10 protein-coding genes, 2 rRNA genes, 1 pseudogene and 1 riboswitch (1 of these 14 cut by a window edge) are annotated in these 11,267 nt (G+C 51.2%); of the genes and pseudogenes, 1 reads left to right on the plus strand and 12 read right to left on the minus strand.

Going from position 1 to position 11,267, the window contains the following annotated elements:
* Positions 1–3 precede the first annotated feature (3 nt).
* From purF to purE, 8 genes are read right to left on the minus strand one after another with little or no spacing between them, the layout of a single operon-like run.
* Positions 4–1,413: an amidophosphoribosyltransferase gene (purF, locus tag F3H97_RS13290; protein ID WP_196431637.1), complete on the minus strand. Its 1,410-nt coding sequence runs from the start codon at positions 1,411–1,413 to the stop codon at positions 4–6.
* A complete protein-coding gene (purL, locus tag F3H97_RS13295; RefSeq protein WP_196431638.1) occupies positions 1,389–3,608 on the minus strand; it encodes a phosphoribosylformylglycinamidine synthase subunit PurL in 2,220 nt (739 codons plus the stop codon). The genes purF and purL overlap by 25 nt, the downstream gene beginning before the upstream one ends.
* A complete protein-coding gene (purQ, locus tag F3H97_RS13300) occupies positions 3,592–4,272 on the minus strand; it encodes a phosphoribosylformylglycinamidine synthase subunit PurQ (protein ID WP_015880709.1) in 681 nt (226 codons plus the stop codon). The genes purL and purQ overlap by 17 nt, the downstream gene beginning before the upstream one ends.
* Complete coding sequence (gene purS / locus F3H97_RS13305) at positions 4,269–4,511, minus strand: phosphoribosylformylglycinamidine synthase subunit PurS (RefSeq protein WP_159563481.1); 243 nt, start codon at positions 4,509–4,511, stop codon at positions 4,269–4,271. Before purS ends, purQ begins: the two co-directional genes overlap by 4 nt.
* Positions 4,508–5,212, minus strand: a complete 705-nt coding sequence (gene purC, locus F3H97_RS13310) for a phosphoribosylaminoimidazolesuccinocarboxamide synthase (RefSeq protein WP_196431639.1) — start codon at positions 5,210–5,212, stop codon at positions 4,508–4,510. Before purC ends, purS begins: the two co-directional genes overlap by 4 nt.
* Positions 5,213–5,261: 49 nt before the next feature.
* Entirely contained in the window at positions 5,262–6,554 is a 1,293-nt protein-coding gene (purB, locus tag F3H97_RS13315; RefSeq protein ID WP_015880706.1) for an adenylosuccinate lyase, read from the minus strand.
* The gene (gene purK / locus F3H97_RS13320; RefSeq protein WP_196431640.1) at positions 6,551–7,645 is read right to left on the minus strand and encodes a 5-(carboxyamino)imidazole ribonucleotide synthase; all 1,095 of its coding nucleotides are present in this window, start codon (positions 7,643–7,645) and stop codon (positions 6,551–6,553) included. The genes purB and purK overlap by 4 nt, the downstream gene beginning before the upstream one ends.
* The gene (gene purE, locus F3H97_RS13325) at positions 7,645–8,133 is read right to left on the minus strand and encodes a 5-(carboxyamino)imidazole ribonucleotide mutase (protein ID WP_159563479.1); all 489 of its coding nucleotides are present in this window, start codon (positions 8,131–8,133) and stop codon (positions 7,645–7,647) included. The genes purK and purE overlap by 1 nt, the downstream gene beginning before the upstream one ends.
* A gap of 68 nt (positions 8,134–8,201) precedes the next feature.
* A riboswitch (purine riboswitch) is annotated at positions 8,202–8,303 on the minus strand.
* Between the two features lie 146 nt (positions 8,304–8,449).
* Between purE and F3H97_RS13330 the strand changes: the two are divergent.
* Positions 8,450–8,641 (plus strand): annotated as a pseudogene (locus F3H97_RS13330) (NUDIX domain-containing protein); the annotation flags it as partial.
* Between the two features lie 122 nt (positions 8,642–8,763).
* On the opposite strand, the gene tnpB reads toward F3H97_RS13330, so the two are convergent.
* From tnpB to F3H97_RS13350, 4 genes are all read right to left on the minus strand, one after another.
* Complete coding sequence (gene tnpB / locus F3H97_RS13335) at positions 8,764–9,852, minus strand: IS200/IS605 family element RNA-guided endonuclease TnpB (protein WP_196431641.1); 1,089 nt, start codon at positions 9,850–9,852, stop codon at positions 8,764–8,766.
* A gap of 255 nt (positions 9,853–10,107) precedes the next feature.
* Complete coding sequence (locus F3H97_RS13340) at positions 10,108–10,299, minus strand: NETI motif-containing protein (protein WP_015880702.1); 192 nt, start codon at positions 10,297–10,299, stop codon at positions 10,108–10,110.
* An 87-nt stretch (positions 10,300–10,386) separates the two neighbouring features.
* A 5S ribosomal RNA gene (gene rrf, locus F3H97_RS13345) occupies positions 10,387–10,503 on the minus strand.
* Between the two features lie 52 nt (positions 10,504–10,555).
* Positions 10,556–11,267: ribosomal RNA gene (locus F3H97_RS13350) — 23S ribosomal RNA — on the minus strand (it continues 2,202 nt past the right edge of the window).

Consider the following 11,267-nt stretch of genomic DNA (forward strand, 5'->3'; position numbering starts at 1 on the left):
CCCTTAAGCCTTTGTCTCTGTCACGAGTTCTGCAAGTTCAGTCGGATAAAGTCCCGTGAAGCATGCAGCACACTGCCCGCGTAGTGCTCCTTCAAATGGACGATCGATGGCTTCGACCGTTCCATCTAATGTGAGGAACGCTAGTGAATCGGCACCAATCTCTTCTCTGATTTCTTCAACGGATTTGGTTGCCGCAATTAACTCTTCCTTGGTCGATGTATCGATTCCGTAGTAACACGGATGTTTGATCGGTGGTGACGTGATGCGCACATGCACTTCCGTCGCGCCTGCCTCTCGGAGTAACGTGACGATTCGGCGACTCGTCGTTCCACGGACGATGGAATCATCGACCATGATGACGCGTTTCCCGTTTACGACACCGCGTAACGCTGACAACTTCATCTTCACGCCGCGCTCCCGTAATTCCTGGGACGGTTGAATGAACGTACGTCCGACGTAACGGTTTTTAATGAGTCCCATTTCGTATGGGATTCCGCTCGCCTCAGCGTAACCGATTGCCGCGGAAATACTTGAATCCGGCACACCTGTCACGACATCTGCTTCGACCGGTGCTTCTTCAAACATCTTTTTCCCCATGGCCTTACGTGCCGTATGCACGTTGATGCCATCGATGATAGAGTCCGGTCGTGAGAAGTAGATGTATTCCATTGAACACATGGCACGGACTGCCGCTTCACTGAATCGCTCCGACGTGATCCCTTCATTCGTGACCATGAGCAATTCTCCTGGTTCAACATCTCGTACGTACGTCGCCCCCACGACGTCAAACGCACACGTTTCCGAAGCGAACACGTAAGCCCCGTCTTCGGTTTGTCCAAGTGACAATGGACGTAACCCATGCACGTCGACACCGACGTACAGTGCATCTTCCGTCAAGAATAGGAAAGCGAATGCCCCTACGAGACGTGCCAAGCTGTCAGCGATTCGTTCTTTCAACGAATTGCCGCGACTTCGCTTGATGAGGTGAGCCACGACTTCCGTGTCGGACGTCGTCTGGAAGATCGCGCCTTCCGCTTCGAGCATATGTTTCAATTCGTTCGCATTCACGAGGTTTCCGTTATGCGCCATCGCCAAATCCCCAGTCAACGACTTGAAATGGAGCGGTTGAACGTTCTCTAACGTATTGCCGCCTGCCGTTGAGTAGCGGACATGCCCAATCGCATGATTCCCCGTGAGTGTGTCGAGTGACGTCTCATCGAACACCTCGGTAACGAGACCGAGTCCTCGTTTCGCATGGAGACGTTCTCCGTCTGCCGTGACGATCCCCGTTCCTTCTTGGCCACGGTGTTGCAAGCTGTGCAGTCCGTAATAGGCAAGGTGTGAGGCTTCGATGTGACCGAACACACCGAAGACGCCGCACTCCTCGTTCATGCCTCGGATGTCATATAACATGGAATAGCTCCTTCCCATACACGTTCCAACTCTTTCACGTCCATTTCAATCAAGCGGTCGCTTGCGCGAACGACAAGGGTCGGGGCTTCTGTCACTGTCCCGATTGCTGTCCCGTTCGTCATGCGCGCGAATGACTCGGCATATGCCTTGTCTACTGTCACGAGGAAACGTGACTGGGATTCACTAAATAGCGCCGTCACAAGGTCTGTGTCGATCGTCACGTCCATGCCGAACCCTGTTCCAAAGACCAGTTCCGATAACGCTGCCGCAAGACCACCTTCTGACACGTCGTGTGCTGCCGTGACCAGACCTTCACGGATGGCGTGAAGCAATACCTTCTGTGTCTGACGTTCTTCTTCAAGGTCGAGTGTCGGTGCATGACCGCTCACTTTTCCGTCTTGCAACATTTGAAGGGCACTTCCGCCAAATTCTGCTTTTGTCTCACCGAGTAAGAAGACGACGTCTCCCGCTTGTTTCGCAAACGATGTCGTAATATGTTCTGGTTTTTCGATGAGTCCGACCATTCCAACGACCGGTGTCGGGTAGATGGCTTGTCCGTTCGATTCGTTATACAGCGATACGTTCCCACCGATGACCGGCGTATCAAGCGTACGACATGCTTCTGCCATTCCTTCGACGGCTTGATCGAGTTGCCAGAACCCTTCCGGTTTATCCGGGCTCCCGAAATTGAGGCAGTCCGTCAAAGCGAGTGGTTCTGCACCACTTGCGACGATGTTTCGCGCCGCCTCCGCGACAGCGATGGCTCCACCGACACGTGGGTCGAGATAGACATATTTTGCGTTGCAGTCCGTCGTCATCGCGAGCGACTTCTCTGTCTCACGAATGCGAATGACTGCGGCATCACTACCCGGTGCGACGACTGTCGACGTTTGTACCATATGGTCATATTGCTCATACACCCAACGTTTCGAGGCGATGCTCGGCATCGCAAGGACGTCTTTCCATGTCGCCATCACATCTTCGACAACTGGTGTGACCGGCTCCATCGCTTGGAATGCTTCGTAATATGCCGGGACTTTAGACGGTTTATGATAGACAGGAGCGTCTTCGGCGAGTGCATCGACCGGTACTTCCGCCGCGACTTCACCTTGATGAACGAGACGAAGTACTTTTTCTTCAATGACTTCTCCGACTTTGACTGCATGAAGTCCCCACTTCGTGACGATTGCTTCGATTTCGTCTTCATGTCCAGCTTTGACGACGAGAAGCATCCGCTCTTGCGATTCCGATAGCATCATCTCGTAAGGTGTCATGCCTGTCTCACGTTGTGGGACGAGGTCTAGATTCATCTCGATTCCCATACCTGCTTTCGATGCCATCTCTGCTGACGATGACGTCAATCCGGCTGCGCCCATGTCTTGAATCCCGACGAGCGCCGGGTGCTTGATGACTTCGAGACACGCTTCGATCAAGAGCTTCTCCATGAACGGGTCCCCGACTTGGACGGCTGGACGTTTCTCGTCCGCGTCTTCCCCGAGTTCTTCAGAAGCGAACGTGGCACCATGGATTCCGTCACGTCCTGTCGTTGCTCCGACGTACATGACCGAGTTCCCGACACCTTCCGCGATTCCTTTTTGAATGTCTTCATGACGGATGAAGCCGACGCACATTGCGTTGACGAGTGGGTTTCCTGAGTAAGCCGGGTCAAAGGCGACTTCCCCACCGACAGTCGGGATGCCGACACAGTTCCCGTATCCAGCGATGCCGGATACGACATGACCGAATAAATGTTTCACACGTGATTCGTTCAAATCTCCGAAACGGAGTGAGTTCAATAAAGCAATCGGACGGGCGCCCATCGAGAAGATGTCACGGATGATTCCGCCCACCCCAGTCGCCGCTCCTTGATAAGGCTCGATCGCGGATGGATGGTTATGACTCTCGATTTTGAAGGCGACGGCTTGGCCGTCTCCGATGTCGACGATTCCAGCCCCTTCTCCTGGTCCTTGTAAGACGTGCTTGCCGGTTGTCGGAAACTTCCGGAGCACAGGTTTCGAGTTTTTGTACGAACAGTGTTCAGACCACATGACCGAGAAGAGACCGATCTCTGTATAATTCGGTTCCCGGCCAAGCAGTGAGACGACGAGCGCGTATTCGTCGTCCGATAATCCCATCGTGGCATAGATCCGTTCATCACGGATTTGTGTAGCTGTCGGTTCAGTTGTAAGTAACATGTCGTGCCCCCCATTTTACGATTGACGTGAATAACCGTTTACCGTCTTCCCCACCGAGCAACGCTTCGACCGCACGCTCCGGGTGTGGCATCATGCCGAGTACGTTTCCTGCCTCGTTCGTGATGCCGGCGATGTTTTCGACCGATCCGTTCGGGTTCTCTTTATAGGTGAACGCAATCTGGCCATTTGCCTTCAATGCCGCAAGTGTCGCATCGTCACAGTAGTAGTTGCCCTCACCGTGTGCGATTGGCACGCGAATCGTTTCCTGTGCCGCGTACTCACTTGTGAACATCGTCTCGTTGTTTTCGACGACAAGGTCGACGGTCTTACACATGAATTTCAAATCGCGGTTTCGCATCAATACGCCTGGAAGGAGTCCCGCTTCGACGAGCACTTGGAATCCGTTACATACCCCGAGTACCGGGCGTCCTTCTTCCGCGAAACGCTTCACTTCAGCCATGATTGGTGAAAACTGGGCGATTGACCCGCAGCGCAAGTAGTCTCCGTATGAGAAACCGCCTGGTAAGAGGACCCCATCGAATCCTTCAAGTGAGGTCTCTGTATGAAACACGTATTCCGCTTCTTCCCCGAGCACATCTTTTACCGCGTGGTACATGTCGAGGTCACAGTTTGATCCTGGAAAGACGATGACCGCAAACTTCATGCGAGTACCCCCATCTCGATTTCATAATTCTCAATGACCGTATTGACGAGTAACTTTTCACACATCTCTTTGACCATGTTTTCTGTCGTGTCGTCCGCTACTTGAAGCTCGATCACTTTCCCGATACGCACCGATTCAACTCCAGCGAATCCGAGATGTTCGAGCCCGCCTTTTACGGCAACTCCTTGTGGGTCGAGTACACTTTCACGTAATGTCACATACACGTTTACTTTTTTCATTGTCCGTTTCCCCCTATGCGTGTTAACAATTGTCCATACGTCTCAGTCAAAGAACCTAAATCGCGACGGAATACATCTTTATCAAGCTTTTGTTTCGTTTCTTTGTCCCAAAGGCGGCACGTATCCGGTGAGATTTCATCCGCCAAGATGATCGTCCCATCCACTTTTCCAAACTCTAGTTTGAAATCGATCACGTCGATGCCGTGTTGACCAAAGAAATCGAGCAAGACATCGTTTACCCAAAGCCCGAGTTGTCGCAATGTTTCGACTTCTTTGTGTGTAGCAACTTGCAATAATCGGATATGATCCTCCGTGAGGAGTGGGTCCCCAAGCGCGTCGTCCTTATAATAAAACTCGACAATCGGTGCGAGGAGCGGTGTTCCCTCTTCCCAACCGAGACGTTTCGCTAGACTACCGGCCGCGACGTTGCGGACGACCACTTCTAACGGGATGATGTCGACACAGCGGACCAACTGTTCTCGCTCTGAGATTCGTTTGATAAAGTGCGTCGGAATCTTGTTGTCATGCATCAATTCGAACAACTGGGTCGTGATGGCGTTGTTTAAAATCCCCTTCCCATCAATCGACTCTTTCTTCTCTCCATTGAATGCTGTCGCATCGTCTTTATAGTACACACGAAGCACACCCGCTTCTTCTGTCTCAAATAACGCCTTCGCCTTGCCCTCATAAATTGCTTTCATCTGAACCGTTCCCCCTTAAAAGTGAGAGGGGCTTGTCGCCCCTCAACGATTACAAACCACAGCGTTCAAAAATCGTATCGACACGGCGTACGTGATAACGCGGGTCGAACAACTCATCGAGCTCTTCACTCGTAAAGAGTGCGCCCATCTCTTTGTCCTCTTCAATCAATGTACGGAACATCGTCTCTTCTTCCCATGCCTGCATCGCTTTCGGTTGAACCGCGTCGTATGCTGCTTCACGTGACCAGCCCTTCTCGATGAGACCGAGTAAGATCCGTTGCGAGAAGATGATCCCGAACGTACGGTCCATATTGCGGCGCATGTTGTCCGGGAAGACCGTCAAGTTCTTCACGATGTTACCGAAACGGTTCAACATGTAGTTGAGGAGAATCGTCGCATCCGGAATGATGATTCGTTCTGCTGATGAGTGCGAGATGTCACGTTCATGCCAGAGTGGGACATTCTCGTATGCTGTCATCATATGACCGCGAATGACGCGTGCAAGACCCGTCATATTTTCAGAACCGATTGGATTACGTTTATGCGGCATCGCAGAAGACCCTTTTTGTCCTTTCGCAAAGAACTCTTCCACTTCGCGTGTCTCTGTTTTTTGAAGTCCACGAATCTCGGTTGCCATCTTTTCAATCGATGTGGCAATCAATGCGAGTGTTGACATGTACTCGGCATGACGGTCACGTTGGAGTGTCTGTGTCGAAATCGGTGCAGCTTGGATACCGAGCTTGTCACAGACGTATGACTCGATGAACGGGTCGATATTCGCAAACGTCCCAACCGCTCCGCTCATCTTCCCGAATTCAATCGTTTCGCGAGCTGCCATGAAGCGTTTTTTGTTTCGTTTCATCTCTTCATACCAGAGGGCGAGCTTCAGACCGAACGTGGTCGGTTCCGCGTGAACGCCATGGGTACGTCCCATCATGATGTCATACTTATGTGCCTTCGCTTTTTCTGCGAGAATACCGATGAAGCGATCTAAATCGGCTTCTAAAAGATCATTCGCCTGTTTGATTAAGTACGAGAGTGCCGTGTCGACGACATCCGTCGACGTCAATCCGTAATGTACCCACTTTTTCTCTTCTCCGAGTGTCTCGGAAACGGCACGAGTGAACGCAATCACATCATGACGTGTCTCTTGTTCAATCTCTAGAATGCGATCAACATCGAACGATGCCTTGTCCCAAAGAACTTGTACATCTTCTTTCGGGATGATACCGAGTTCACTCCAAGCCTCACAGGCATAAAGTTCAACTTTTAACCAAGCCTCGAATTTGTTTTGATCAGTCCAAATGTTTGCCATCTCTGGGCGGGTGTAGCGTGAAATCATAAAACGGTCTCCTTCCAAATTGCCAGTTGTTCGATGGTATGAAGCGCTTCTTCGACCGTGTCACCAAGGACGTTCAAATGTCCCATTTTGCGACCTGTCTTCGCTTCATCTTTTCCATACAGATGTAGTTTAACATTCGATGGCAATGCTTTGACATGAAGTCGTGGCATATGCTCGCCGAGAAGGTTGACCATGACGACAGGCGATGTCAATCTCGTCCGTCCAAGGCGCATCCCGGTCACGGCTCGAATGTGTTGTTCAAATTGTGAGGTTTCACAAGCGTCAATCGTGTAGTGCCCGGAGTTGTGCGGACGCGGCGCAAGCTCATTCACATATAGACGGCCATCCGCCATGACGAACAGCTCGACAGCGAGCGTTCCCATTAAGCCGATATGGTCTGCAAGCTGGAGAGCGAGGTGTCTTGCATCCTCTTGAATCTCATTTGATACGCGAGCCGGTACAATCGATAAATGTAGGATGTTGTTGTGATGAATGTTTTCACTGATTGGGAATGTCGACGTTTCGTCATACCCTCTCGTCACAATGACTGAAATTTCTTTTTCAAATGGCAACCAAGCTTCGGCGACATATTCCTGCTCGACAAAATGTTCAACGAATGTCTGAAGGTCATGTTCCGACCGAATGACCGTCTGCCCTTTCCCGTCATAACCGAAGCGACACGTTTTGATGACAAATGGTAAGCCGAGCTTCTCATATGCCTGCCGTACATCTCGAACCGTACGTACCGAAACATACTGTGCGACACGTAGTCCTGCTGATTCAATCATCTGTTTCTCTAAAATTCGATGTTGCGTCGCCTTCAATACGTCCATACCTTGTGGACATTTTTCTTCGATGGCTGCAATCATTTCCGTATCGATGTTCTCAAATTCATAAGTCACAACGTCTGAACGAGCAGCGAGTTCTTTTGCGGCATTCACATCATTAAATGAGGCAACAATTGAATCTGCCACTTGAGCAGTCGGTGCATCTGGGTTTGGATCGAGACAAAGTGTCGTGTATCCCATTGCACTCGCACTAAGAGACATCATCCGGCCAAGTTGTCCTCCACCTAAAATTCCGATTCTCATCAGACCAACTCCTCCGTTCCTCGAATCGCCATCTCTTGTTTCTTCTCACGAAATGCATCAAGTCGATTTGTAATGTCTGTGGAGTGGATGCTGAGGATTTGAGCAGCCAATAACCCTGCATTCGTTGCTCCCGCTTTTCCGATGGCAACAGTTGCTACTGGAACTCCTGCAGGCATCTGAACAATGGAGAGTAGCGAATCCATTCCATTGAGTGCTTTCGACTGTACCGGGACACCGATGACAGGAAGTGTTGTTTTCGCAGCGACCATTCCAGGAAGGTGGGCTGCCCCACCAGCACCCGCAACGATCACTTGGATGCCTCTGCTTCGTGCCTCTTCAGCATATTCGAACATAAGGTCTGGTGTACGGTGAGCTGATACGACTTGTTTTTCATATGGAATCTGTAATTCATCCAACACGTCACATGTATGTTTCATCGTCTCCCAATCAGATGAACTTCCCATGATTACTCCAACTGCTACGTTCATTCCCAATGTCCCCCTTACAAAAAGAAATCCCTAAACCGACAATCAGTTTAGGGTATAGGCATGACAAATACACGTCCGCTACACCCCATAGTCTGATCAGAATCGGTGATCAGGTAGAAACTTGCAAGCCATTTCCTTGCGATTATATGGAGCACTATTTATTTTTCTTATCTCACACGCCTATCGTACCTTGTCCTTTGAAAACATGTCAATAAACTGCGAACATTTTAATTGTCTGAATATTTATCGTTCGCTTTTTAGACATTATCAGCATAATCATCTTCGGTAATGTATGCTATTGAAAAGGGGGAGTTAGATGAGTTACATCGCAAGTTTACGGGAAGTGATTGGGAATCGTCCGATTATCAGTGTGGGAGCAACCATTTTGGTCATCAATCAAAAGAAAGAGGTACTGATGCAATTCCGATCGGATACACTTGACTGGGGATTACCAGGAGGATCGATGGAACTCGGAGAAACATTGGAAGAAGTCGCTGCAAGAGAAGTGAACTACTCGCCACTTATTTGCTTCGCAAATTGAAGTGGGAGCTTCTTGGGAAGACCGTACTTTTATTAGCCACGATTGTTTACCAAGCTCGTCGGGTGGTTCCCACCCTGAAGGAATTCGTTTTAGTTTGCCAACATCAACAGGTTGATGCTCGCGTTCATGTCACGGTCATGATGCGCGCCACAGGCACATGTCCATTCACGGACATCCATCGTCTTCCTCTGACCTTTCTCGCCACAAGAAGAACAGATCTGCGTAGATGCGAACCATTGATCCGCCTTGATGAGCGTCCGTCCGTAGAAGTTTGACTTGTACTCGAGTTGACGGACGAACTCGTACCAACTGACGTCCCCGATGGACTTGGCGAGCTTATGGTTTTGCATCATGTCCTTCGACTTCAATGTCTCCACGACGATGACTTGGTTCTCGTCAACGATCCGTCTCGACAGTTTGTGAAGGAAGTCCTTGCGTTGGTTGGCGATCTTCTCATGTCTCTTGGCGAGGATCAGCCTGGCCTTCTCTCGGTTCCGGCTCCCGGCCATCTTGCGTGACAGCGCGCGTTGTGCCTTCTTGACCTTCGCTTCGGATTTCCGGAGGAGTCGGGGGTTGTCGATCTTCTCCGAGACCATCGCGTCGTTCGTCATGACGGCGAAGTGCTCCAGGCCGAGATCAATCCCGACCTTGCTCTTGACTGGGATCCACTTTTCCTCATCTTGATTGACGAGGATGGAGATGAAGAACTTGCCCGTCCTCGTCATCGAGACCGTCGCCGACTTAATGATTCCATCGAACGGACGATGTTGTGTGAACTTCACGAAGCCGATTTTAGGAAGTCTCACCTTGCCGTCCTCGATGCGGATCGTGCCGTGCTGGTTGTTCGTCGTGTAGGACGCGCGCGACCGCCGTCTCGATTTGAACACCGGGAAGCCGCCCGTCCCGGCGAAGAACTTCGCGAACGCGGCGTCGAGGTTCAGCTTCGCGTTCGCGAGCGCGAGGCTGTCCGCCTCGGCGAGAAACGGGAACAGGGGCTTGTAGGAGGCGGGTGTCGCCGGTTTCCGTCTCGTCCCGTTCCCCGCCTTCGCCTCCTCGCGGATGGTGATGCGGTCCTCGAGCAGCTTATTGTAGATGAACCGTGCGCAGCCGATCGTCTTGATGAGGAACTCTTCCTGTGCCGGCGTCGGGTGGAGCCTATATTTATAGCCTTTCAGCATGTTCGTCCCTCCTCCCCTACGAAGATCGTGATGTGTCCTCCTCATCCGATACCCGCGGAGGGAGAGGAAGAATCTGACGGAATCCCGAACCTTTGTTCGTCACATCTGTCACAGGAGGAGAAGACTATTGGATTGGGCGATTCATCCCCCACCTACGCGGGCTACGGCCCGAGGCGCTTAGAGGAGGGAGAATTCTCGCCTGATTTAGTTAAAGACATAAAAAAGCCGTCACGCAGATTGTGTGACGGCTTGGCATTAGGATTCTTTAGAGACGCATTCAAATAAAATCGATTGATGGGAATGGACAGGTTCATCTTTGGCTCCCGTTTGCTCAAAGACGGGCTTTTCAATACGGCGTATAGGACGATAACCCATTTCATTGATTCGATCTAAACATTCACTGACCGTTTCATTTGGTTCGACATATACTTTGATCTTCTTAGCCATTGCTTCTTACGTCCTCTCTTCCACTAAGCTGAATCGATGATATGAAAAAACGGCGGCCCTTGAGCGAATGCTCCAGAACCACCGTTTGCCTGGCAACGTCCTATCCTCACAGGGGGAGATCCCCCAACTACTTTCGGCGCTGAGACGCTTAACTTCCGTGTTCGGCATGGGAACGGGTGTGGCCGTCTCGCTATCGCCACCAGACTTTAGGGCTTGTTCCCTGAAAACTGAGGATTCATCAACACAAACCATAGACTAGATCAAAGCCTCGACCGATTAGTATCATTCAGCTCCACGTGTCGCCACGCTTCCACCCATGACCTATCTACCTCATCGTCTCTGAGGGGTCTTTCTTGATTGCTCAAAGGGAAATCTCATCTCGGAGGGGGCTTCATGCTTAGATGCTTTCAGCACTTATCCCGTCCGCACGTAGCTACCCAGCGGTGCTCCTGGCGGAACAACTGGTACACCAGCGGTGCGTCCATCCCGGTCCTCTCGTACTAAGGACAGCTCTCCTCAAATTTCCTGCGCCCACGACGGATAGGGACCGAACTGTCTCACGACGTTCTGAACCCAGCTCGCGTACCGCTTTAATGGGCGAACAGCCCAACCCTTGGGACCTACTCCAGCCCCAGGATGCGATGAGCCGACATCGAGGTGCCAAACCTCCCCGTCGATGTGGACTCTTGGGGGAGATCAGCCTGTTATCCCCAGGGTAGCTTTTATCCGTTGAGCGATGGCCCTTCCATGCGGAACCACCGGATCACTAAGCCCGACTTTCGTCCCTGCTCGACTTGTAGGTCTCGCAGTCAAGCTCCCTTCTGCCTTTGCACTCTTCGAATGATTTCCAACCATTCTGAGGGAACCTTTGGGCGCCTCCGTTACTGTTTAGGAGGCGACCGCCCCAGTCAAACTACCCGCCTGACACGGTCCTCCAGCCGGATCACGGCTGCGAGTTAGAGACTCTA

It is taken from the genome of Exiguobacterium sp. SRB7LM, from assembly GCF_015712685.1.
GTDB lineage: Bacteria > Bacillota > Bacilli > Exiguobacteriales > Exiguobacteriaceae > Exiguobacterium > Exiguobacterium profundum.

Coding starts and splice junctions, on each gene's coding strand:
- purQ (WP_015880709.1), bottom strand. CDS start 4,272: ATGAAGTTTGCGGTCATCGTCTTTCCAGGATCAAACTGTGACCTCGAC.
- purK (WP_196431640.1), bottom strand. CDS start 7,645: ATGAGAATCGGAATTTTAGGTGGAGGACAACTTGGCCGGATGATGTCT.
- F3H97_RS13340 (WP_015880702.1), bottom strand. CDS start 10,299: ATGGCTAAGAAGATCAAAGTATATGTCGAACCAAATGAAACGGTCAGT.
- purC (WP_196431639.1), bottom strand. CDS start 5,212: ATGAAAGCAATTTATGAGGGCAAGGCGAAGGCGTTATTTGAGACAGAA.
- purB (WP_015880706.1), bottom strand. CDS start 6,554: ATGATTTCACGCTACACCCGCCCAGAGATGGCAAACATTTGGACTGAT.
- purS (WP_159563481.1), bottom strand. CDS start 4,511: ATGAAAAAAGTAAACGTGTATGTGACATTACGTGAAAGTGTACTCGAC.
- tnpB (WP_196431641.1), bottom strand. CDS start 9,852: ATGCTGAAAGGCTATAAATATAGGCTCCACCCGACGCCGGCACAGGAA.
- purF (WP_196431637.1), bottom strand. CDS start 1,413: ATGTTATATGACATCCGAGGCATGAACGAGGAGTGCGGCGTCTTCGGT.
- purE (WP_159563479.1), bottom strand. CDS start 8,133: ATGAACGTAGCAGTTGGAGTAATCATGGGAAGTTCATCTGATTGGGAG.
- purL (WP_196431638.1), bottom strand. CDS start 3,608: ATGTTACTTACAACTGAACCGACAGCTACACAAATCCGTGATGAACGG.